Source organism: Allobosea eneae, from assembly GCF_042657265.1.
Taxonomy (GTDB): Bacteria; Pseudomonadota; Alphaproteobacteria; order Rhizobiales; family Beijerinckiaceae; genus Allobosea; species Allobosea eneae.
In genome coordinates this window covers 1-23342 of the sequence record NZ_JBHSLW010000052.1, presented here as the reverse complement: position 1 = coordinate 23342, position 23342 = coordinate 1, and the positions used below count along the sequence as shown (strand labels likewise).

Here is a 23342-nt window from a genome sequence, read left to right as displayed (position 1 = left end):
GCGCTCCTCCCAACGGATCGCCGTCACTCCGCTGCGGCGGCGTCGAACACCGCGCGTTGCGCTTCGAAAGCACGCCTATAGGCCGGCCGTGCTTCGGCGCGGGCGATGTAGGCGGCGAGGTTCGGCCGCGCTTCCAGCATGCCTGAACCTTGCAAACGACGCAGCACCGTCACCATCAGCAGGTCGCCGGCACTGAACGCGCCATCGAGCCAGTCGGCCTCGCCAAGATGGTTGACGAGACCATCGAGCCGTTTGCGGATGATCTCGTCGAGAGCTGAGAGACGCTCCTCGTACCAGGGTTTGTCACGCTCCAAAATCCTGACCAGGCTGCGGTCGAAGATCGGCGGCTCGAGCGTATTGAGCGCGGCGAACATCCACATGATGGCCCGCACACGGGCATTCGGATCGCTTGGCAGCAGGCCGGGGTGACGCTCGGCGATATGGAGCACGATCGCCCCCGACTCGAACAAGGCGAGATCGCCCTCCTCATAAGTCGGTATCTGCCCGAAAGGCTGAAGCGCCAGATGCGCCGGCTCCTTCATTGCCTTGAACGACAGCAGGCGGACCTCGTAGGGCTGGCCGACCTCTTCGAGCGCCCAACGCAGGCGCATGTCGCGCGCCAGGCCGTTGCCGCGGTCAGGCGAGCGTTCGAAGGCGGTAATGGTGGCGGTCATCGGCAGCTCCCATTGTCCTGTCGCGCTTTGCCCTGCGAGGACGAACCGGCATCGCACCTTCCGACAACCCATCTCTTTTTCGACAGTGGAGTTTCGCGATCCGGCGCAGCCCGGCGTGAGACCGCAAAAGAAAAACCCGCCCCGGATCGCTCCGGAGCGGGGCCTGTCTCATGCCTTGCGGCGATCAGAGACGATCAGTTCTCGACATAGGTGATCTTGCCGTCGGCACCCTTCTTCCAGGTGTAGACGGTGTAGTCCGGGCGGGTGATGTCGCCCTTCTTATCGAAGCCGATCTTGCCGATGACCGTATCGACCGGCTGGCCGCCATGCAGCGCCGCGGCGACCTTCTTCGGGTCGAGCGAGTTCGCGCGCTTTGCGCCCTCGGCCATGATCTGGACTGCGGCGTAGCTGTAGAGGGTGTAGGCTTCCGGCTTGAACTTGCGGGCCTCGAACTTCTTCAGGACCGCAGCCGCCTCCGGACGCTTCTGCGGGTCCGGCGGGAAGGTCATCAGCGTGCCTTCGACGCCGGGGCCGCCGATCGTGGCGAACTCGTCGGTGGTGATGCCGTCGCCGGAGATCAGCACGGTCTTCAGGCCCTGGTCGCGCATCTGGCGCACGATCAGGCCGCCTTCGGTGTGCAGGCCACCCCAGTAGAGGTAGTCGGCGCCCGTGGACTTCAGCTTCGAGATCAGCGCCGAGAAGTCCTTCTCGCCGGCGTTGACGCCTTCATAGAGCACGTCCTTGATGCCGGCCTTGGTCAGGCCCTTGCGGGTCTCGTCGGCGAGGCCCTGGCCATAAGTCGTCTTGTCATGGACGATCGCGATCTTCTTGTCCTTGAGGTTCTTCGCGATGTACTCGGCCGCCACCGAGCCCTGCTGGTCGTCGCGGCCGCAGGTGCGGAACACGTTCCAGAGGCCACGCTCGGTGATCTTCGGGTTGGTGGCCGACGGGCTGATCATCAGGATGCCGTTCTCGGCGTAGACTTCCGACGCCGGCATTGTGACGCCGGAGTTGAAGTGGCCGAGCACCCATTTGACGCCGTCGCCGACGAACTTGTTGGCGACCGAGACGCCCTGCTTCGGATCGGAGACGTCGTCGCCGACCGAGACCTGGATCTTCTGTCCGAGAACGCCACCGGCGGCGTTGATGTCTTCGGCAGCCTGTTCCGCCCCATTCTTCAGCTGCGCCCCGAACGCCGCGTTCGGACCCGTGATCGGGCCGGCGACGCCGAGCTTGATCTGTGCGTTCGCTACGCCCGAGAAGGCGAGGACCGCGCCAAGGGCAATTCCGCCCAAGAGCAGCTTCTTCATGCGTTGTGACTCCCCTGTGAGTATAGTACGGGCCGGCTTGGCCGTCCCGTCTCGGCGCGTGGTGCCACCGTGAGACGCAGTCTTGCGCTTTTTCGCGGTGCTGTCACGCGGCAAGCCCCGTGAACTTTGGTGGTGTTTCCAGCAAATTTAAGCGCTCGCGCGCGCCTTCCAGCTGAAAGGCCCGGTGCGCTCGTAGAGCCAGCGATATTGCGTCGTCATCTGGCGCGCGCGGTTGTAGCGCCAGCCGGCGAACGCGAAGGCGAGTAGCACGATCGTGTCGACGATATAGAAGTGCAGCGTCAGCAGCGTCGCCTGGAACAGGGCGAAATGGATGAAGCGGATCACCGCCCCCAACACCAGCGTATAGGCGACGAGCTGGAAGGGCGGCCGCCAGGTGACCGCCACCGCCCGCCCCGTCATCCAGGCGGCCCAGCCCCCCATCACCACCGTCACGAGAAGGAAGAGCCAGATGGTCGGCTCCTCGTAGAGAATGCCCTGCATCACCGTGCTCCGTTCAAGCTCGCGGCGCTCAATGCCGCCCGCCTTCGAGATAGGCCGCCCTCACCTGCGGATTGGCGAGCAGCTCCTTGCCGGTGCCGCTCATGGTGATGACGCCGTTGACCATGACATAGCCGCGATGGGCGAGCTTGAGCGCATGGAAGGCGTTCTGCTCGACCAGGAACACGGTCAGCCCCTGACTGCGGTTGAGTTCCTTGATCGCCTCGAAGATCTGCTTGACGATCAGCGGCGCCAAGCCGAGCGAGGGCTCGTCGAGCATCAAGAGTTTCGGCCGCGCCATCAGCGCCCGCGCGATCGCCACCATCTGCTGCTCGCCGCCCGAGAGCGTGCCGCCGCGCTGCTGCAGCCGCTCCTTCACGCGGGGAAAGAGCGTGCAGATCGTCTCGAGGTCCTCGTCGAAATGCTGCATGCCGGCGACGGCAGCGCCCATCTGCAGGTTCTCGAACACCGTCATGCGCGGGAAGATGCGCCGTCCCTCGGGCGATTGCGCGATGCCGAGGCGGGCGATCTCGTGGCTCGGCATCCTCGTGATGTCGCGCCCTTCATAGGTGATCGAGCCTTCGCGGGCCTGCGGCGCGCCGAAGATCGTCATCATCAGGGTCGATTTGCCGGCGCCGTTGGCGCCGATCATCGTCACGATCTCGCCCTGCCGGACGTCGACGTCGACGCCCTTCAGCGCGATGATCTTGCCGTAATAGGTTTTGACGCCGCGGACGGAGAGGAGCGGCCCTGCCTCGCTCATAGGCCGACCTCCGCTTCCACCTGCTCGACCTCTTCGTCGTCGACACCGAGATAGGCGGCGATCACCTTCGGGTCAGCCTGCACTTCGGCCGGCGTGCCGTCGGCGATCTTGGTGCCGTAGTCGAGCACAACGACATGATCCGATATTTCCATCACCACCGACATGTCGTGTTCGATCAGCAGGAGCGCCGTGCCGTGGTCCTTGCGGATCGACAGCAGGAGGTTGTTGAGGTCTAGGCTTTCGCGCGGATTGAGGCCCGCGGCCGGCTCGTCGAGGCAGAGCAGCACCGGATCGGTGCACATCGCGCGCGCGATCTCGAGGCGGCGCTGGTCGCCATAGGGCAGATCGGCAGCCGGATCATCGGCGCGATGGATCAGGTTGATCTTCTCCAGCCAGAACTTGGCCTTCTCTATCGCCTCCTTCTCGCGCGCCTTGTAGCCGCCGATGCCGAGGACGCCGAGGAAGGTGAAGCCCGAGGCGATCATCAGCGGATTGTGCTGCGCGACCAGCAGATTCTCCAGCACCGTCATGCCGCCGAAGAGGCGGATGTTCTGGAAGGTGCGGGCAACCTTGGCTTTCCAGGCGATGCGGAAGTCGGGCATGCGCTCGAGCAGGTAGCTGTCTCCGCTGTCCTGCGTCAGCGTCATCATGCCTTCGGTCGGCTTGTAGAAGCCGGTTATGCAGTTGAACACCGTGGTCTTGCCGGCGCCGTTCGGGCCGATCAGCGCCGTGATGTCACCCTTGCGGGCCTCGAAGGAGAGGTCGTTGACGGCGGTCAGGCCGCCGAAGCGCATGGTGACATGCTCGACCTGGAGAAGGGGCTTGGTCGTCATCAGCCGTGCCCTTCCTGGACCATGTCGGACGAGATGGCCTTCTTCTCCTTGAGGAAGGCGGTCGGCTCGCGGGTCGAGATCAGCCCGCGCGGCTTCCAGATCATGATCACCACCATGGCGAAGCCGAAGATCAGCATGCGATACTTGGTCGGGTCGAAGTCGGGACCGAAGATCTGCTTCAGCCAGTCGAGCTCGCGCAGCAGCTCCGTGCCGCCGATCATCGCGATCGCGGCGATGGCACAGCCCCAGAGCGAGCCCATGCCGCCGAGCACGACGATGGCGAGGATGATCGCCGATTCCATGAAGACGAAGGATTCAGGCGAGATGAACCCCTGCCGCGCCGCGAAGAACGAGCCGGCGAAGCCGCCGAACATCGCCCCGATCGAGAAGGCGGTCAGCTTGGTGTTGGTGGTGTTGATGCCGAGCGAGCGGCAGGCGATCTCGTCTTCGCGCAGCGCCTCCCAGGCGCGGCCGACCGGCAGGCGCCGCAGCCGCAGGCTGACATAGGCGGTCAGCAGCGCCAGCATCAGGATGACGTAGTAGAGGAAGATCGTGCGATAGAGCGGCGAGAATTCCAGCCCGAACACCGCCGCGAAGCCGGTGTCGCTGGCATTGAACGGTATGCCGAAGAAGGTCGGCCGGGGGATGCCGGAGATGCCGGCATAGCCGTTGGAGAAATCCGTCCAGTTGATCAGGACGAGGCGAATGATCTCGCCGAAGGCCAGCGTCACGATGGCGAGATAGTCGCCGCGCAGGCGCAGCACCGGGAAGCCGAGGATCATGCCCCAGAAGGCGGCGAGGATGCCGGCGAGAGGCAGCAGGATCCAGAAGGACAGGCCGAAATTCTTGGCCAGCAGCGCATACGAATAGGCGCCGACCGCGTAGAAGGCGACATAGCCGAGATCGAGCAGGCCGGCGAGGCCAACAACGATGTTCAGCCCCCAGCCGAGCATGACGTAGATCAGGATCTGGACGCCGAAATTGTCGATCCATTTCAGCGCCCCGCCCCAGCCCGCGAGGTTGATCGCGATGATCGGGAAGGTCAGCAGGAAGCCGAGCCCGAACAGCGAGAACAACTTCGAGTTGCGCTGGAAGAAGCCGATGGTGCCATGCGGCAGGAGCCGGACGACCGACTTGCCCTCGCCGCGCGTCTGCTGGCGCAGCGCCATCAGGAAGCGGCCGACGAAGACGATCGCCACCGCCCAGGCCACCGCGTCCCAGCGCGGGTCGAGCACGAGCTGGTTGTCGAGGTTCTGGCGCGTGCCCCAGGCGATGATCGGGATGCACAGGCCGAAGGTGATCAGCGCCGCGAAGGCCGCCTCCTTCAGCGCCTTCGTCATGTCGGCGTGGCGCTTGGCCGGCGTCGATGCGTCCATGGCCATGGGCTTCAGACCTTCTCGACTTCGGGCCGGCCGAGGATGCCGGAGGGCATGAACACGAGCACGACCGCGAGGATGCAGAAGGCGGCGACGTCCTTGTAGTCGATGGTGAAATAGGCCGACCACATCACCTCGATCAGGCCGATCAGCAACCCGCCGAGCACGGCGCCTGGCAAGGAGCCGATGCCGCCGAGCACGGCCGCGGTGAAGGCCTTCACACCCGGCACGAAGCCATCATGGAAGGAGACCACGCCGTAGAGCACGAGGTACATGACGCCGGCGACCGCGGCGAGCGCCGCGCCCATGACGAAGGTGATCGAGATGGTGCGATCGACGTCGATGCCCAGGAGCGAGGCCATCTTGCGGTCCTGCTCGCAGGCGCGCTGGGCCCGGCCGAGCGGCGTCTTCTGCACCAGGTACCAGAAGGCGGCGAGCAGCACGATCGTGGTCACGATGATCGCGATCTGCTTGTAGGAGATCGAGACCGGATAGGTTGCGCTATCGATCAAGAGGATCGACTGGTTCAGCATCGGCGGCGTCGGCTTGTTGCGCGGCCCCTGCACCACCTGGACGAAGTTCATCAGGAAGATCGACATGCCGATCGCCGAGATCAGCGGCGCCAGGCGGAACGAGCCGCGCAACGGCCGGTAGGCCACCCGCTCGATCGTCCAGTTCCACAGCGAGGTGAAGAACATCGCCAGGATCAGGACGAAGAACAGTGACAGCACGATCAGGCCGGCGCCGAACCAGGCCGAAATCAGCATGAAGAAGATCAGCGCGATGAAGGCCGACAGCATGAACACGTCGCCATGGGCGAAATTCACCATGCCGATGATGCCGAAGACCATCGTATAGCCGATGGCGATGAGGCCGTAGATCGACCCCAGGGTCAGCCCATTGATGAGCTGCTGGACGAAGACTTCCATTGAACGACGCCTAACCCCTCGAATCAGTTGCCCGTTCTTGTTGCGCGGCATGACACCGGCGCATGCGGGATGCGATTTCGGCGCAGAGCTACCAACCGTCTGCGCGCTCGACAATCACCCCACGCCACATTTCTGTCAAAAGCAATCTGCGCGACATTGCATATGCAATAGGCAGCCGATGCTGCGGCCCTGCGTCCATTCCGCGCAAGATGATTGCTCGGCATGCAGCACACGATCCCGCGATATCGGGCCCGGCTGTCGCCGATGTCGCACCACCTGCACGCGAGATACCGGAATGGCGGCTCCGATCGCGCCCAAAGCTCACGCATTAGGCCTCGCGCACGGCCGCGCCCGCTGCCACGATCGTGCTCCCGCGAATCCCGCTGTCCAGGTGCGCCATGGTCCTCGCCGCCCCTCCCCTCGCCGATGCCGCCTACGAGAAGGCGCTCGCCTTGCTCGCCCGTGTCCCGCTGATCGACGGCCACAACGATCTGCCCTTTGTCGTCCGGCTCGACAGGACTGCGAAAGGCGATCTCGGCGTCTATGATCTCGGCAAGCTGCATCCCGAGACCGATACCGACATTCCGCGCATGCAGGCCGGCAAGCTCGCGGGGCAGTTCTTCGCAGCCTATGTCCCGCCGAACCATCCTAAGCCCGCCGGTTTCGCGCTGGCTCAGATCGCACTGATGCGCCGGATCTGGGAGCACCATGCCGACGTGTTCCGGCCCGGCCTGTCGGCCGACGACGTCGAGGCGGCGAAGAAGGAGGGGCGGATCGCATTGTTCATGACGATCGAGAACGGCTCGGCGCTCGACAACGAGCTCGACGCGCTCGACGCCTATTGGGATCTCGGCGTCCGGCTGATGACGCTCTGCCACAACGACAGCCATGACTGGTGCGATTCGGCGACGGACGCGCCGCGCCATAACGGGCTCGCCGCCTTTGGCAAGGAAGTCATCGGCCGGATGAACCGGCTCGGCATGATCGTCGACCTCGCCCATGTCTCGCCCAAGGTGATGCACGACGTGCTCGACATCAGCCAGGCGCCCGTCGTCTGGTCGCACTCCAATGCTTTTTCGCTCTGCGATCACCCGCGCAACGTCCCGGACGACGTGCTCGACCGGGTTGCCGGCAAGGACGGGCTGGTGATGGCGACCTTCGTGCCCGACTTCATCAGCCAGGCCTCGCGCGACTGGCATCGGCCGGCCAAGGACCAGTACGGCAAGACGCCGGAGGGGCTCGACTACAGGAAGGCCGAGGCCGAGATCGCCCGCACCGCCGGCCCCCGCCCGAAGGCGACGCTGGCGCAATACTGCGACCATGTCGAATACCTCGCCAAGCGTATCGGCCACGACCATATCGGCATCGGCTCCGACTTCTTCGGCGGCCTTACGCCGGAGGGCATCGAGGACGCCTCGACCTTCCCCGCCGTGATCGCCGAACTGATCAGGCGCGGCTGGTCGGAGGAGAACCTCGCCAAGCTTGCGAGCGGCAACATGCTGCGGGTGATGCGGGCGGTCGCGAGCGCTGCGGCACGCTGAACGGACCGTCGCGACAAGGCAAAATTGAGGCAAAATTTTAAGGGTGTGATGTCAATCCTGCGGGGCCCGACATTGCGAGCGGGGGCGGAGCGCTAGCGATTCCCCTGTCCCGCGCCAGAACAGCCCGGACAGGACCCGTGAACCTCTTCTCCACCTCCATCAGAAACTACCTCGTCGCCACCATGGCGTGCCTGTGCGTGCCGGGCCTCGGCGCGCTCGGCTATCTCGCCGGACAGGCCGTCGAGGATGTCCTGACCAGCCGGCGCCTCGTCGAGCTCGTCGCAGCCGACGAAGCCCTGCTCGTCGCTGGCAACACCATCCGCTCTAACCGTGGCCAGGCCCAGACCGCCATCCAGGTCGCGGACGATCCGACGCCGACGCTGAAGAGGATCGAGCAGGCCAATCGGGATGCGCTCGCCAGCGCGATCGCCCGCCTGCGCAGTACCGATCTGTCCGACCGCAATGCGCTCGCCGACGCGATCGACCAGAAGGAAAAGGCGACCGCGTCCAAGCTGCCGGAAATGTATGCCGAGGCTGGCAAGCCCAAGGCGCAGCGCAGCCTTGCCGCCACCATGCCGTGGTACAATGGGGTCGGTGACATCGAGACCGCGATGACCGCGGCTTCAGACGCCACCTCCACCGCAGTCCGCCTGTCCGACCCGGCCCTCGCCGATCTGCAGAACTTCAAGGCGGCCGGCTGGCGCGTGCGCTCGAACTACGGCACCCAGTGCTCGATCCTGCGTCCGGTCTTTGGCAGCAACAAGCCGATGGAGCCGGCGCAGCTGCGTCGGCTCGGCGAGATGCGCGGCGCCTCGGATGCCGGTGTCGCCCAATTGACCCAGCTCGCGGCGCGCCCGGGGGTGAGCCCCGAGCTGGTGCGCAAGGTCGGTGCGATGAACGCCGAGGTCACCGCCGCCAACCGGCTGATGGACGAGCAGCTCGGGCGCGTCGGCCAGGGCAGCAGCCCGGTCGTCGGCGCCGAGGACTGGACCAAGCAGTGCAACGGTCCGTTCAGCACCATTCTCGCCGCCGTCGGCCAGTCCTTCGACGAGATGGAGAACGTCACGCAAGCGACGCTGACGCGCGCCTGGACCCGGCTCGCCATCACCGGCGGCCTCTTCCTCGCTTTGCTCGCCATCTGCGTCGTGAGCTGGCGCGGCGTCCAGCGCCGCATCGCCCGGCCGCTGGTGCAGCTGCAGACGGCGCTGGCCGGCATGCAGGCCGGTGACTTCGCCCAGAAGATCCCGGCCCCGCCCTGCCCCGACGAGATCGGCACGCTGAGCGAGGCGCTGGAGGACTACCGTCAGAACGCGCTCGCGCTCGAAACCAACCGACGCGACCGCGAGGTCGCCATGCTGGCCGACGCCGAGCAGGCAGCCAAGGTCCGCGCTCTCGTCGGCGAGGTCGCCGGAATCGTCGCGGCGGCCCGCGCCGGCGACTTCTCCGGCCAGGCCGAGGCCGGCGATGTCGACGGCCCGCTGCGCGAGCTGGTCGAGGGCGTCAACGAGATCAACGCCGTCGTCGATGCCGCGACCACCGAGTTCGCCGATGCGATGCAGTCGCTTGCCGCCGGCGATCTGACCCATCGCGTGACGACCGGCTATCGCGGCCGCTTCGCCGCGCTGCAGGAGGCGATCAACCAGACCGCCGAGCGGCTCTCGACGACGATGCGGACGATCCAGGCCAACGCCTCGGATGTCGGCCTGTCCGCCCGCGAGATTTCGACCGGCGCCGACGACCTCTCCAAGCGCACCGAGGAGCAGGCCTCGTCACTGGAGGAAAGTGCCGCGACCACAGAAGAGCTCGCCGCCTCGGTCAAGGCGTCCGCCCAGGCTTCGCAGCAGGCGGTACGCCAGGCTGGCCAAGCGATGCAGGTCGCCCAGGACGGCGGCGCCATCGCCAGCGAGGCAGTCGCCGCCATGGCCCGGATCGAGGATGCCTCGAAGAAGATCTCCGAGATCGTCTCGGTGATCGACGGCATCGCCTTCCAGACCAATCTTCTTGCGCTGAACGCCGCGGTCGAGGCCGCCCGCGCCGGCGATGCCGGCAAGGGTTTTGCGGTCGTCGCCTCCGAGGTCCGCACCCTCGCCCAGCGCTCGGGCGAGGCGGCCAAGGACATCTCCGGGCTGATCTCGTCCTCCAACAGCGAAATCGAGTCCGGCGTGAAGCTCGTCCGTCAGGCCGGCGATGCGCTGACCCGCATCGTCGAGGCCTCGCGCGGCGTCCAGACCACCATCTCCGAGGTCGCGACCGCCTCGGCCGAGCAGGCCAACGGCATCGAGGAGATGAGCCAGACCGTCGCGCATATGGACGAGATGACCCAGGCGAACGCCGCGCTCGCCGAGCAGAGCGCCGCCTCGGCCAACGCACTCGCCGGCAAGATCGCCGAGCTCAACGCGCTGGTCGCCGCCTTCAGGACCGGCGACGAGCTCGCGCCAGTCGCCAGGGCGTCGGCCGCTTCCTATGCTCCCCCGCCTTTGCGTACCTCTGATCTGGCGGCGATCGCGACCGGCCAGGGCGCGGAGCCGGAGCGCCTGCGCAAGCTCGCCGCGGCCATCGCCGAGCAGAAGAAAGCGCCCAGCCGCGAATCTCCCGCCCGCAAGCGCGCCAACACGCGCTCCGACGACGCCGGCTGGGAAGAGTTCTAGGCGCTCCAGCGTCGCGGACTAGGAAAAGCGGGCGCGGCCTTGGCCGTGCCCGCTCTGCGTTTAGCGGATCATTAAGCCTGTTTTGGCAGGCTTTCGCCTGATCTCGACAGGCAAGAGGGCCACCGCGTTGTCTACCGGAAATTCGCGCTCGGCCGCGTCCCGCCTGACGATCCAGCTCCGGATCGCGCTGGTCAGCGTCGTCTTCGTCCTCGGCCTCGTCCTGATCGGCCTGGCGTCCTGGACCGGCAGTGGCCGGCTGACGGCCGCCTTCGAGGACCACAAGGCCTATTCAGCCCTCGCCGCCCGCTCGCGCGAGGTCCGGGCCAGCAGCTTTGCGCTGAAGGCCTTGAGCCGCGATGTTCGCTTCCGGCAGGAAACGACTGATATCAATGACTTCAAGGCCGGCCTTGAATCGCTCAAGCAAGCGGTTGGCCGCCTGGGCGGCGCCACTGGAGCCGAGCGCGTGCGCGACAGCATCGCCGCGCTCGGCGCGCCGCTGAAGGCGATCGAGGCCGACTTCGCCACGATCAGCACGATGCAGCTCGCCTTGCGCTCGGCTGCGCCCGAAGGCCTCGCCGCCCGGCTCGAAGATGCCGCCGATGCGCTTGGCACGAAGGTTCGCTCCAACAGCATGGGCTCGGATTCGCCCGATCTTGCCCGGCTACCCGGCATTCTCGCGGCGCTGCGCCGGATCGATGCTGCCTATCGTCTCTCCCTTGACGAGAGCCTGCTCGGGCAATGGGAGGTCGAGCAGGGCCGCTTCGAGCGCGCGCTCGGCCGCCCGGGCGTTCCCGCCGAGGCCAAGGCCGAGATCGAACCGGCCTTCAAGGCCTATGCCGAGATCGTCCCCGTCTGGAGCAAGGCGGAAAAGGACTTCATGCTCGCCGGCGAGAAACTCTCCGGCGAGTTCGACCTGATCGCGCCGCCGCTGCAGGAGCTCGAGACCCGGCTCTCCAGCGAGGAGGCCCAGGCCGGCGCCCGGCTCGCCGAAGCACAGAGCTGGACGCAGATGATCATCCTGGGCACGATCGCGGCCGCGCTGGTGCTCGGCCTGATCGCCGCCCTTGTCGTCGGCCGCACCACCGCCCTGCCGCTGCGCCGCCTGCGCGACGCCATGCTGAAGCTCGCCGCCGGCGATTACGATGTCGCGATCGCCGGCCTGTCGCGCCGTGACGAGATCGGCCAGATGGCGCAGGCCGTGCAGGTGTTCAGGGACAACGGGCTGGCCGTGCGGCGGCTCGAAGCCGAGACCAGCGAAAGCCGCGCCGAGGCGGAGCGCCAGAACCTCGCAATCGCCAGGCAACGCGAGGAGGCCGCCGCCGCACAAGGCTCGCTGCTCGCCGAGCAGCGCGAGGTTGTCGCGCTTCTGGCTGAGGCGCTCGCCCGTCTCTCGCAAGGCGATCTCACCGTCCGGATCGAGGATGCGGTCGCGCAGGACTACGAGACGCTGAAGCAGGACTTCAACAGCGCGATCGAGCGCCTCGCCGCGACCGTCGACGCGATCAAGGCGACCTCGGTCGAAGTCGCGATGGCCGGCCGCGAGATCACCAGCGGCGCCGACGATCTCTCCAAGCGCACCGAGGAGCAGGCCTCCTCGCTGGAGGAGAGCGCGGCGACGACCGAAGAACTCGCCGCCTCGGTCAAGGCCGCGGCCGATGCCTCGCGCCAGGCCGCCAGGCTCTCGCATGAGGCGAGCGGCATCGCCCGCAAGGGCGGCGCCATCGTCGACGATGCGGTCCAGGCCATGACCGGCATCGAGGCAGCCTCGCGCAAGATCTCCGACATCACCTCGGTGATCGACGAAATCGCCTTCCAGACCAATCTGCTGGCGCTGAACGCAGCCGTGGAAGCAGCCCGCGCGGGTGACGCCGGCAGAGGCTTCGCCGTGGTCGCTTCGGAAGTACGCACCCTCGCCCAGCGCTCCGCCGAAGCGGCAAAGGGCATCTCGGCTTTGATCCAGGCCTCGAACACGCAGATCGGCGATGGCGTCGAGCTGGTGCGGTCGGCCGGCGCCGTGCTCGGCCAGATCGTCGAGGCCTCGCAGCGCGTTGCGACGACCGTCACCGAGGTCTCCTCGGCCTCGTCCGAGCAGGCGAGCGGCATCGACGAGATGAGCCAGACCATCGCCCATATGGACGAGATGACTCAAGCGAACGCCGCGCTAGCCGAACAGAGCGCCGCCTCGGCCACCGCACTGGCGCAGCAGATCGAGCGGTTGAACGAACTGGTCGCGGCGTTCCGGACGCATGACAGCGGCCAGATCGGGCAAGTCGACCTGTCCCGCGAGCGCCGCCGCGCGTGATCATCGCTGAGCGGTTGACGGAGGGCGCACCGCCGGCGCATGGCTGCGGCCTCTTTCAGGACAAAGCCTTCACATGACCGGTTCCGGCACCGACCGCACACGCCCGTCCATCGCGGGACAAGCCCCCATCGTCATCCTCGTCGAACCGCAGCTCGCCGAGAATATCGGCATGTGCGCCCGCGCCATGGCGAATTTCGGCCTGACCGAGCTGCGGCTGGTGGCGCCGCGCGATGGCTGGCCGAGCGGCGGCGGTCTCAAGAAGGGCGCGACCGCCGCTGCCTCTGGCGCCACCCATATCCTCGACAACGCCCGGCTCTTCCCCGATGCCGCGGCGGCAATCGCCGATCTCAACCATGTTCTGGCGACGACGGCGCGCGAACGCGGCCAGATGAAGCGCGTCTTCACCCCGGCCGAAGCCATGCCTGGCCTCAGCGAACGCATCGCCACTGGTGAGCGCGTCGGCATCCTGTTCGGGCGCGAACGCATCGGCCTCACCAATGAGGAGATCAGCTTCGCCGACGCGATCCTGACCTTCCCCGTCAACCCCGCCTTCGCCTCGCTCAACCTGGCGCAGGCGGTGCTGCTCTGCGGCTATGAATGGCTGAAGACCAATGGCGGCGAGCCGGCTTTCCGCGAGAACAACCCCTCCCCGCCCGCGAGCCGCGCCACTGTCCTCTCGATGTTCGATTATCTCGAGGGCGAGCTCGACCGCTGCGGCTTCTTCCCGCCCGGCAAGAAGCCGATCATGACCGCCAATCTGCGCGACATCCTGCACCGGCTGGACATGACCGAGCAGGAGGCCCGCACCCTGCGCGGCGTGTTCAAATCACTGGCCGAAGGACCACCGGCACCACGCAAGGGCACGCCGGGCGAATGAGCCTGCCGGAGCCCGCAACGAAAAAGGGCCGCCCCGAAAGGCGGCCCGAAGTCCGGTCTCGAAACAATGACGCTCAGAACTGGTATTTGAGCGTCGCCTTCACGGTGCGGCCGGGCTCGCTGTAGTAATCGCGCGGCTGCGGTCGCGAGAGTGGCACGTTGACCGCGTCCCAGTACTTGCGGTCGAAGATGTTGTAGACGCCGATCTGCAGTTCGAGATCGGCGATCTCCGGCACCGGCCGCCACCAGGCCGTCGCATTGAAGATCGCATAGCCGGGCGCCTTGAAACCCGTGGTCGGCGGCGTCCCCGCGACCGTCGAGACGTCGTCGCGCTTGCCGGCCATCTTGGCGGACACCTCGGCGCCCCAGCGATCCGTGCCATAGGCGACGGCGACGATGCCCTGCACCGGCGGGATCGAGTTCAGGAAGGTGTTGTCGTCCTTGTTCTGCCCGCGGGTATAGGCGAAGGAGCCGCGCACCAGCCAGTTCGGCGCGAAGGCGTATTGCCCGTTGATCTCGACACCCTGGATCTCGGCGCGGGCGATGTTGCGGTAACCCAGGACACCCCCCTGCAGATACATCCCCATGAAGCCGGCAGGCAGAACCTGATAGGACTCGATGAAGTTGCGGTAATTGGTGTGGAAATAGGTGATCGAGCCGCCGAGTTGCTTGTCGCCGAAGCGCGCGCCGACGTCGATGCCGTTGCCGGTCTCGGGCCGCAATTGTGGATTGCCGGTGCGCAGATAGGTTGCCGGTCCGCCGAAGCGGCCATAGAGCTCGTCCGCTGTCGGGGCCCGGAAGGTCTTGGCCCATTGCGCAAAGAGCGTGACGTCCTTCACGAAAGGCGCGTTCCGCAGGATGTCGTATTCGAGCCGGATGCGCGGCGACCAGGCCGAATCGCTCGACGAGGGCGGCAGGCTGGTCGGTCTCGAGCCGCCAGCGAAATAGGATGCCGTGTATTGCGGCACCTCCTCATACCAGTCGTAGCGCAGGCCGGGCGTCACCCGCAGCCGGTTGTCCAGGAAACCGATCTCGTCCTGCAGATAGAAGCCGGCGAGCTTGCCGTCGATCTTCGGCATGTCGGCCTGGTTGGTGTGCAGGTTGTTACAGGTCGTGAAGGCCCCCGTGTACGTTCCGGAGGCAGGACGCGGCGGGCAGTTGTCGACGCCGGTCGAGTACTGTTCGAGCGTGGACATGCGCAGTTCGGTGCCGAACGTCACGCGGTGCGAAGCCGGCCCCGTCTGGAAGTTCTTCACCCCATAGCCGACGAAGCCGTAGGAGTTCTCTTCGTTTTCGTTGTCGCGCGCGAAGGGGCCGACGATGCTGGTGTAACGCCAGGCATTGGTGAGGTCGTTGCGCTTGATGCGCTGCCAGTACAGGTTCGCATGCGCCTCGTCGAGGAAGCCGCCGGGCTGCTTGTAGTCATAGGTCAGCGAGACGCGGTTGCGCTCGACATCCTCGCCCGTCCGGTGGGCGCCGGGACGATAATTGCCGGTGAGCGAGACCGTGTTGTTTCGGGTCTGAAAACGGTCGGAGCGCTTGAAGAACTCGCCGGTGATGCCGAAGCGGTGCGCCTCGCCGACCTGCTGATAGATCTTGCCCAGGAAGCTGTACTGGTTGAAATCGTCTGGGTTCGGCGCGGTGCGGGTCGCGCCGATCGTCTTGACGTTGCCCTTGTTGTCGATTTCGTGGCCATTGCGGAAGCCGCCCTGGAGCAGGACGGAGGTATTGCCCATGCGCGCCGCTGCCGCCGCACTGCCGAACCAGGCCTGATCCGTGCTGTCATAGCCGGTCTTGGCGAGCGCGCCATAGGAGCGGCCGTTGCGGATCAGGTCCTCCGGATCGAGCGTGCGGACCGCCAGCGCACCACCCAGCGAGCCGCCACCGAGCGTGCCGCCGCCGCTCGGGCCGCGCAGCAGGTCGAGCGACGACAGGGTGTCGAAGTCGAAGGCCGGACCGATTCCGCGACCGTTGACGCGTGTGTCCGTGGTGAAAGGCAGGCGGATGCCGTCGATCGTCGTCAGCACGCGGGCGCCGTCGAGGCCGCGGATGTTCAGCGAATTGGTCACGCGGTTGAAGGTGATGCCGGCCTCGATCCGGTTGGACAGGTCCGTCAGGCTTTGAATCTGTTGCCGGTCGAGCTCGGCGCGCGTCGTCGTCGTGGTCGTCGGCCCCTGCAGCAGGGGCGCAGCCTGCCGCTCGCCCTGAACATTGATCTGGTCGAGCTGCAGCTGATCGACCGCTGGCGGCGGAGCGGGATTGCGCTGCTGCTGCGCGAGCACCGGCGTCGCCGCCAACATCAAGGCGCCAAGCGCCACGCCATGGCGCAGCCCGCTGCAGTTCGTCCCCATCGCCCATATCCCGTCGCTGAGAAGCAATTGTCCCTGCCAAGACACCTTGCCAAGTTAAATTGCTTTTTGTAATGGCTGAAAACTAGGCCAATCGCCTTACTTTCACCATCAGCGGTTATTAAAGCTCAATTTAACTGTCAATAGACTCTTGGCTGCGTGATACATTACTTAGTTATTGGAATTCCAGTCTAAGATTGTCATTCGTCTAAACTGAAAGACGATGCGCCGGCAAAATCGTTGGACCGAGCACCTCGCAAAGCTGTGATGGCCCTGCTCCCGCCGCACTCGCAGTCGTGTATTGCAGCGCAAAGGGAGGCTGCCATCTTGATGCGACCGCAGATCGGAACCCGTTCCTGATGCTTGACCGCCGGAGACTTCTGATGGGCGCGAGCGCGCTGGCGACGGGCTTCGCCGGCGCGTCCTTCCCCGTCCGTGCCTCCGAGCCTGACGTGATCGTGATCGGCGCCGGCGCCGCCGGCATCGCTGCAGCCAGGCAGCTCCAGGCGGCCGGACGTTCGGCCATCGTGCTGGAAGCGCGTGACCGCCTCGGCGGCCGCACGTTCACCGATGCCTCGCTCGGCCCGTCCTATGACGCCGGGGCGATGTTCATCCACTGGGCGGAACGCAATCCCTGGACCGAGATTGCCCGCGAGCTCGGGGTGGCGACGCCGAACGAAAGCTGGGGCAGCGGCTTCCAGCTCTTCCAGGGCGGCAAACCCATGCCTGCCGGCGATCGCGCCCGCCGCCGCGGCGCCTTCGGCGAGATCGACCGGCGGCTGGACAATGCCGATCTCGAGACGCGCGACCTTTCGGTCGCGGAGGTGCTGAGCGATCTCGGCCCGGACCTCGCGCCGGTTGCGGCCTCCAGCATGCTGCTCTCGATCGGCGAAGAATCGGCGCGCATCTCCGCGCTGGACTATCAGCGGCTCTGGGCCGGCGAGGACTATGTCGTGCCGAGCGGCTACGGCAACCTGGTCGCTCGCTATGCTGAAGGACTCGACATCCGCCTGAACCAGCCGGTCACCGCGATCGACTGGAGCGGCCGTGGCGTCTCCGTCACCACCGCCTCGGGGACGCTCAGGGCGCGCGCCTGCATCGTCACCGTGCCTGTCGGGGTGCTGAAGGCCGGCGCGATCCGCTTCGTGCCGGAGCTGCCTGCCCGCAGCCGCGACGCGCTCGCCGGAATCGGCATGGGTGCTCTCACCAAGATCGCGCTCAAGGTCGACGAGCGTTTCGGCATCATGCCGGGCACGACCTATTTCGAGGCCGGCTCGGCCGACCGACTGATCAGCTTCGAGCTCTTCCCCGGCGACCAAGGCATCGTCATCGGCTATTGCGGCGGCGATTTCGCCCGCGACCTCTCGACCGCCGGCCCCACCGCTGCGCGCGAGCAGGTCGTCGACCTGCTCACCGCGATGATCGGGTCCGAGTTTCGCAAGGCGGCCGGCCCGGTCTCGTTTCCGGCCTGGTGGACCGACCCGTTCTCGCATGGCTCCTATTCGGTCTGCCGGCCCGGCCATGCCGGCGCGCGTGACGTCCTCGCCGAGCCGATTGGCGGCAAGCTCTGGCTCGCTGGCGAGGCGAGCGCCGGCGGCGGCGCCATGACCGCCGGCGGCGCCACCCTCGCCGGTCGGAGCGCGGCAGCTGCCGCAGCGCGCCTCAAGGTCTAGGGAATCCGAGACAAGCGCCAGGGAACCCGGAGACCGGCTCTAGCGTCGACAAGGGTTGCGCAACCCTGCCCGGTTTTGCCACCATGGCGGCGCTGGGGATCGATGCGGAGCTTGATAATGCGCCTGTCGCTCGTTCTCGCCGGTGTCTTGCTGGCCTCGCCGGGGCTCGCCGCCGGGCCTTATGCGAAATTCTCGGTCGGCAACTGGGCCGGCGGCGCTTTCACCAACAACCAGACCGGTGACTTCTCGCATTGCGCCGTCTCGGCCAGCTACAAGAGCGGCGTCACCATGCACGCCTCGCTCAACAGCAATTACGGCTGGAATCTCGGCTTCTCAAACCGGGCCTGGGGGTTGAAGCCGGGCGACAATGTACCGATGGAGCTTGTCTTCGACCGCAACGACACCGTTCGCATCAATGCCAAGGCGGTGCAGCCCCAGCTCGTCGTCGTGACCATGCCGGCGAACTCCAACATCGTCCGCGCCTTCCGCGGCGCCGAGTTCCTCGAAGCCAACATGCTGGGCGCGCGCTACACCTTTCGCCTGACCTCGACGGCCGAGATCATGCCGGCACTGCTCGATTGCGTGAAGATGAACGCCAATCTCAAGGTCGCGCCCGGCACGCCGGCTCCCGCGCAAGGCGGCGGCACGACCACGGCCGCGGCGGCCGACCCGGCGATCCAGCTCGAGGCGGTGACGCTCGCGACCAATTTCCTGCTCAAGACGCAATTGCCCGAGCCGAAGGTGTTGAGCGGCCCGGAGGCGCCGTCCGGCCTCGGCAGCAACGGCGCCGGCTGGCGGGCCAAGGGCGCGACCGGTGTCGTGCGCATCCTGGCGAACCCGAACCAGAAGGACGTCGACGTCGCCGCCGCGGTCTCCGCCGCCGATGCCCGCGGCTGCCAGGGCAGGTTCGCCTCGGGCCGGACCACCGACACGGTCGAGGGCGCCAGTGTGCTGCGCGGCTTCTCCTCCTGCGAGAATGGCGGCGATGCCCGCTATTCCGAATTCTACGTGCTGCCGCGCAAGCAGGGCGGCTTCGTGATGTTCTCGGTGGTGACGACCGGCGACGGCGCGCTGCACCAGCAGCGCCGCGCCGACTTCCAGCGCGCAGCGCTGACCTCGGTGCAGTGACGTATCAGGGATGCTGTCCGGTCTCTCCCGCCTCTGGCGGCGCGACGGCAGGCTCGGTCGGCCCGCTTTTGCCGGCCATCTGGCTTTGGCCTGCGCCATGCTGCTGGCCGTCGCCCTGGCTGCCGAGCAGCTGCTCGATCTGACCTGGGCTGAGGACGCGGACCCGCGCCTGTTCGTCGAACCAGTGCCCAACGCGGCCATCCAGGCCCTGCTCTATGGGACTTTGCTGGCTCTCTCGATCCAGCGCATCCGCGATACCGCTTTCCCGGTCCTACCGGTCATCGCCGCGATGGCCGCGATCGAATTGCTCGAACACGGCGTGCTGCCGTCGCTGACGCAAGCGCGCCTTCCGGCACCGCTCGAGACGATGACGCCGCTCGGTGGCGCGCTTTCACTCGCCTCGCTGCTGTTCCTGCTGCTCTGGCCAAGCGCTAAAGCTCCCGCTCCCAGTTCTGCCCGACCAGATCCTTCCCGAAGGAGTGGTGCTTCTCCTCCGCCACCAGCCTGAAGCCCTCAGCGATGTAGATGGCGCGGGCGGCGTGCAGGATATCGTTGGTCCAGAGCGTCATGCGGCGATAGCCGGCCGCGCAGGCAAAGGCGATCGCCTCCCGCACCAGGCGCTTGCCGAGGCCCAGCCCCTGCGCCCGCGTCTCGACCAGCACGAGCCGAAGCTTCGCCACCTCGTCGCTCTCGCGCACGACGAAGGCCGAGCCGACCGGCACGCCATCGATCTCTGCGATGAGGCAACGCTCCTGCCCCGGCCTGAACTCGCGCAGGAATTTCGCCGCGATCTCGGCGACGAGCGCTTCGAAGCTGATGTCCCAGCCATAGACCTCCGCATAGAGCCGGCCATGGGCCGAGATCACCCACCCGATATCGCCGGGGCGATGCTCGCGTATGATCACCGCCGGCTGCGGGCTGGCGGCGCCCGACAAGAGCGTCTGCGCCCGTTCGAGCGCGGAGACCAGGCTCGCCTGCTCGCTGCCCGCCAGACGCGACAGGATCGTGTCGGCCTGCCGGCGCGAGGCTTCGTCGAGCCGGACGAATGCGACCTGCCCGGCTTCGGTGAGCCTCAACTCGTACGCGCGCCCGTCGCCAGCCGCCCTCGCCCGCTCCAGCCAGCCCACGTCGACGAAGCGCTTCAGCAGGCGCGACAGATAGGCCGGATCGAGCCCGAGCTCGCGCGCCAGCTCGCCGGCCCTCCAGCCATCGCGCTGCGCCAGCTCGTAGAGCACCCGCCCCTCGGTCAGCCCGAAACCGGAGCCGTGCAGATCGTCGCCAAGGGCCCCGATGAAACGGGTATGGAAGCGGCCAAACCGGCGGATCGTCGCGATGGGGGATGGATCGATGGCGGACATGGCACAGCCTCCTCGGGGCGGGAGGATCGCTAATTAATGGACAGAATCAACTAAATTATTGCCTCGTCGGGCGAAAGCCCGAACTTGCAAGCCGGGCCATGTGACGGCAATGTCCGCCCGGCTAAGACGTTCAGTGGGTGCACGCCGGCGTAGTCTCTCGTCGGGCATCAGGACATGGGAAGTCCAAGAGCATGATCATCGACGATAGCAAGGCCGATGCCCGCAAGATGCACGAGATCGCCCTGCTCGGGAGCCCGACTGGCCTCCTGAGCCGCCGTTCCTTCCTGACCGGCTCGGCCGCCGGTCTCGGCGCGCTCGCGCTCGGCGGTTGCACGACCGACGGGATGAGCCTCGCCGAGGCACAGAAGCTCTATGGGCCGGTGCCGGAGGAGAAGTTCCCGATCCCGGCGATCGACATAACCCATGTCGATCCGAAATATTTTCGCCGGACGGTCGCCTACAACACCAAGGAAGCGCCGGGCACGATCATCGTCGATCCCGCCAATTACTACGTCTACCGCGTCGAGGACGGCGGAAACGCGACCCGCTACGGCGCCAATGTCGGCCGCGACGGCTTCCGCTGGAACGGCGACGCCTATGTCGGGCGCAAGTCCGAATGGGCGACCTGGACGCCGCCCAAGGAGATGATCAAGCGCCAGCCGGAGGCCGCCAAATACGCCCGCGGCATGCCCGGCGGCCTCGACAATCCGCTCGGCGCGCGCACGCTCCATCTCTACCAGAACGGCGCGTATACGCTTTATACGATCTACGCCTCGCTCGACGCGGAATCGATCGGAAACGGCATCACCAGCGGTTGCATCGGCCTGCTCACGCAGGACATGATCCACCTCTACAATCAGACGCCGGTCAAGACGAAGGTGGTGGTGCTGCCGGCCTGAGGCAGCCACGTCAGAACATGATCCGGGTGCTGCCGGCGCCGGCAGCAGCCACGGCGGCTCCACGCAACTTTATCGAACGCCGACACAGTCCGTTCACCTCTCCTTAACGGCTGCGGCGCCCAATCGGTGCTTGGCGGACGCGATGGATATGTGTGCGATGCGGGTCGATCTTCTGGCCGGAGCCGGCTATGCCGCGCCGGTGCTGCCCTTGCGGATCCCGACCATCCTCGTCTTCGATTCCGGCCTCGGCGGCTTGACCGTGCTGCGCGAGCTCATGCGCCAGCGCCCGGACGCGGACATCGTCTACGCCGCCGACGATGCGGCCTTCCCCTATGGCCGTCTCGATGAGCCCGCACTGGTCGCGCGTGTGCTCGACGTGATGGAACGCCTCGTCGAACGCTTCCATCCCGATCTCGTCGTGATCGCCTGCAACACCGCCTCGACCTTGGTGCTGCCGGCGCTGCGGGCCCGTTTCGCCATCCCCTTCGTCGGCACCGTTCCGGCGGTGAAGCCGGCGGCCGAGCGCACCCGCACTGGGCTGATCTGCGTGCTGGCGACACCAGGCACCGTCGCCCGCGACTACACGCACGACCTGATCGAGCGCTATGCCGCCGGCTGCGAGGTCATCCTGGTCGGTGCGCGCAATCTCGCCGGCCTGGCGGAATCTGCCCTGAAGGGCGAGCCGGTCGACGATGCGCAGATCGCGGCCGAGATCGCGCCCTGCTTCGTCGCCCGCGACGGCAGGCGCACCGATGTGGTGACGCTGGCCTGCACGCATTACCCGCTGCTGCTGCCACGGCTGCAACGGCTCGCGCCCTGGCCGGTCGACTGGATCGACCCCGCGCCGGCGATCGCGCGGCGCACGGCGCAATTGCTCGGCCCGGCAATGCCACGCCAGGAGCCGGCCGAGACCGTCGCGGTTTTCACCGACGGTACCAGCCTCTCCGGCCCGGCACATATCGCGCTAGCCGGCTTCGGCCTGGCGCGGATCGAGACCGAGCCGCTGCCAATCTAAAGTCGTCATGCTCGGGCTTGTCCCGAGCATATCCTGAACGAGATTCTCGGGCCTGCGCTTCGCTTCACGCGAGAATGACGAGCCGGGGGTTTGACTTTTACCGCCAGCAATGCTTGTAAGCCGGCGTCGCGCGGCTCCTCACGGGGCCGCGTGGCTTTTTCCGCACCCGTGATCCGCTTCTCTTCGGAGGCCGGATCTGTCGCCCCGGAGACGGGGAGGAGGAGGGCGCGGTCCTCAACTCGCGAACCACAGAGGACACGCGACATGTCGAAGCGCCATGAGGCGAAGTACAAGATTGACCGCCGTCTCGGTCAGAACATCTGGGGCCGTCCGAAGTCCCCGGTCAACCGCCGCGAATACGGCCCCGGCCAGCACGGCCAGCGCCGCAAGGGCAAGCCGTCCGACTTCGGCACCCAGCTGCGCGCCAAGCAGAAGCTGAAGGGCTATTACGGCTCGATCTCCGAGAAGCAGTTCCGCCGCTACTACGCCGAGGCGATCCGCCTCAAGGGCGACTCGGGCGAGAACCTGGTCGGCCTGCTCGAGCGCCGTCTCGACGCGGTGATCTACCGCGCCAAGTTCGTCCCGACCGTCTTCGCCGCCCGCCAGTTCATCAATCACGGCCACATCACCGTGAACGGCAAGCGCGTCAACATCGCCTCGTACCAGGTCAAGCCGGGCGACGTGATCGCGATCAAGGAGAGCTCGCGCCAGCTCGCCATCGTCATCGAGTCGGCCGCCCTCGCCGAGCGCGACGTGCCTGACTACATCGACGCCGATCACACCAAGTCGACCGCCACCTACACCCGCACCCCGACCCTGTCGGACGTGCCCTATGCGGTGCAGATGGAGCCGAACCTGGTCATCGAGTTCTACTCGCGGTAACAGGTTTGAAGCGGGAACGAATGCCCGTTTATTTTCGATAATGTGGGGGACGGCGAGATCTCGCCGTCCCCCTTTTGTTTTCCCGGCCGGACAGGCTGGGGCATGCGCAGGTCACTGCAACCTTCGCCGCTCCCTCTCCGCTTTCTCCGCTTCCTCGTCGGTCGGCTTCCGTCGCGCCTCGCGCCGCACCTGACCTGAGACCCTGATCTTCCTCCAGATTTGAGTAGAGTCCGTCACTCACGGAGACGGACGATGCGCCCCTCACGATTCACGGAAGAGCAGATCATCG

At 66.6% G+C, this 23342-nt stretch carries 18 protein-coding genes and 1 pseudogene; 10 read left to right on the top strand and 9 right to left on the bottom strand.

Going from position 1 to position 23342, the window contains the following annotated elements:
• Positions 1–23 precede the first annotated feature (23 nt).
• The 7 genes and pseudogenes from ACFPOB_RS24730 to ACFPOB_RS24700 form a co-directional block, all read right to left on the bottom strand.
• Positions 24–674, bottom strand: a complete 651-nt coding sequence (locus ACFPOB_RS24730) for a glutathione S-transferase family protein (protein WP_377801000.1) — start codon at positions 672–674, stop codon at positions 24–26.
• Positions 675–868: 194 nt separating this feature from the next.
• Positions 869–1984 carry a branched-chain amino acid ABC transporter substrate-binding protein gene (locus ACFPOB_RS24725; RefSeq protein WP_377800999.1) on the bottom strand — a complete coding sequence of 372 codons (1116 nt, stop codon included), beginning with the start codon at positions 1982–1984 and terminating at the stop codon, positions 869–871.
• A 147-nt stretch (positions 1985–2131) separates the two neighbouring features.
• The gene (locus ACFPOB_RS24720; protein WP_377800998.1) at positions 2132–2485 is read right to left on the bottom strand and encodes a DUF6867 family protein; all 354 of its coding nucleotides are present in this window, start codon (positions 2483–2485) and stop codon (positions 2132–2134) included.
• Positions 2486–2513: 28 nt separating this feature from the next.
• Positions 2514–3245, bottom strand: a complete 732-nt coding sequence (locus ACFPOB_RS24715) for an ABC transporter ATP-binding protein (RefSeq protein WP_377800997.1) — start codon at positions 3243–3245, stop codon at positions 2514–2516.
• 26 nt (positions 3246–3271) lie between these two features.
• Positions 3272–4078, bottom strand: a pseudogene (locus ACFPOB_RS24710) (ABC transporter ATP-binding protein); the annotation flags it as partial.
• Positions 4078–5454, bottom strand: coding sequence for a high-affinity branched-chain amino acid ABC transporter permease LivM (livM, locus tag ACFPOB_RS24705; protein WP_377801119.1), 1377 nt, complete (start codon positions 5452–5454; stop codon positions 4078–4080). The pseudogene ACFPOB_RS24710 and the gene livM, both read right to left, overlap by 1 nt.
• Positions 5455–5465: 11 nt before the next feature.
• The gene (locus tag ACFPOB_RS24700; protein ID WP_377800996.1) at positions 5466–6383 is read right to left on the bottom strand and encodes a branched-chain amino acid ABC transporter permease; all 918 of its coding nucleotides are present in this window, start codon (positions 6381–6383) and stop codon (positions 5466–5468) included.
• A gap of 398 nt (positions 6384–6781) precedes the next feature.
• Here ACFPOB_RS24700 and ACFPOB_RS24695 point away from each other — a divergent pair, with 398 nt between their 5' ends.
• The 4 genes from ACFPOB_RS24695 to ACFPOB_RS24680 all read left to right on the top strand — a co-directional run bounded on the left by ACFPOB_RS24695 (position 6782) and on the right by ACFPOB_RS24680 (position 13751).
• The gene (locus ACFPOB_RS24695; RefSeq protein WP_377800995.1) at positions 6782–7924 is read left to right on the top strand and encodes a dipeptidase; all 1143 of its coding nucleotides are present in this window, start codon (positions 6782–6784) and stop codon (positions 7922–7924) included.
• A gap of 137 nt (positions 7925–8061) precedes the next feature.
• Positions 8062–10572 (top strand): methyl-accepting chemotaxis protein, encoded by a 2511-nt coding sequence (locus ACFPOB_RS24690; protein ID WP_377800994.1) that lies wholly within the window; start codon positions 8062–8064, stop codon positions 10570–10572.
• Positions 10573–10699: 127 nt separating this feature from the next.
• Complete coding sequence (locus tag ACFPOB_RS24685) at positions 10700–12874, top strand: methyl-accepting chemotaxis protein (RefSeq protein WP_377800993.1); 2175 nt, start codon at positions 10700–10702, stop codon at positions 12872–12874.
• A 73-nt stretch (positions 12875–12947) separates the two neighbouring features.
• A complete protein-coding gene (locus ACFPOB_RS24680) occupies positions 12948–13751 on the top strand; it encodes an RNA methyltransferase (protein WP_377800992.1) in 804 nt (267 codons plus the stop codon).
• A 73-nt stretch (positions 13752–13824) separates the two neighbouring features.
• Here the strand turns inward: ACFPOB_RS24680 and ACFPOB_RS24675 are convergent, their stop codons facing one another.
• Entirely contained in the window at positions 13825–16101 is a 2277-nt protein-coding gene (locus ACFPOB_RS24675) for a TonB-dependent hemoglobin/transferrin/lactoferrin family receptor (protein WP_377800991.1), read from the bottom strand.
• 380 nt (positions 16102–16481) lie between these two features.
• Here ACFPOB_RS24675 and ACFPOB_RS24670 point away from each other — a divergent pair, with 380 nt between their 5' ends.
• The 3 genes from ACFPOB_RS24670 to ACFPOB_RS24660 all read left to right on the top strand — a co-directional run bounded on the left by ACFPOB_RS24670 (position 16482) and on the right by ACFPOB_RS24660 (position 19407).
• On the top strand, positions 16482–17771 hold the full coding sequence (locus ACFPOB_RS24670; protein ID WP_377800990.1) for a flavin monoamine oxidase family protein: 1290 nt from the start codon (positions 16482–16484) through the stop codon (positions 17769–17771).
• A 117-nt stretch (positions 17772–17888) separates the two neighbouring features.
• Positions 17889–18899, top strand: coding sequence for a hypothetical protein (locus ACFPOB_RS24665; RefSeq protein WP_377800989.1), 1011 nt, complete (start codon positions 17889–17891; stop codon positions 18897–18899).
• 97 nt (positions 18900–18996) lie between these two features.
• Positions 18997–19407 carry a hypothetical protein gene (locus ACFPOB_RS24660; protein WP_377800988.1) on the top strand — a complete coding sequence of 137 codons (411 nt, stop codon included), beginning with the start codon at positions 18997–18999 and terminating at the stop codon, positions 19405–19407.
• Here the strand turns inward: ACFPOB_RS24660 and ACFPOB_RS24655 are convergent.
• Positions 19331–20257 carry a bifunctional helix-turn-helix transcriptional regulator/GNAT family N-acetyltransferase gene (locus tag ACFPOB_RS24655; RefSeq protein WP_377800987.1) on the bottom strand — a complete coding sequence of 309 codons (927 nt, stop codon included), beginning with the start codon at positions 20255–20257 and terminating at the stop codon, positions 19331–19333. The genes ACFPOB_RS24660 and ACFPOB_RS24655 overlap by 77 nt on opposite strands.
• 191 nt (positions 20258–20448) lie before the next feature.
• Between ACFPOB_RS24655 and ACFPOB_RS24650 the strand changes: the two genes are divergently transcribed.
• The 3 genes from ACFPOB_RS24650 to rpsD all read left to right on the top strand — a co-directional run bounded on the left by ACFPOB_RS24650 (position 20449) and on the right by rpsD (position 23053).
• Positions 20449–21156 carry a L,D-transpeptidase gene (locus ACFPOB_RS24650; RefSeq protein ID WP_377800986.1) on the top strand — a complete coding sequence of 236 codons (708 nt, stop codon included), beginning with the start codon at positions 20449–20451 and terminating at the stop codon, positions 21154–21156.
• Between the two features lie 157 nt (positions 21157–21313).
• On the top strand, positions 21314–22171 hold the full coding sequence (gene murI, locus ACFPOB_RS24645) for a glutamate racemase (protein ID WP_377800985.1): 858 nt from the start codon (positions 21314–21316) through the stop codon (positions 22169–22171).
• A 264-nt stretch (positions 22172–22435) separates the two neighbouring features.
• On the top strand, positions 22436–23053 hold the full coding sequence (gene rpsD, locus ACFPOB_RS24640) for a 30S ribosomal protein S4 (protein ID WP_091841016.1): 618 nt from the start codon (positions 22436–22438) through the stop codon (positions 23051–23053).
• Positions 23054–23342: the final 289 nt, after the last annotated feature.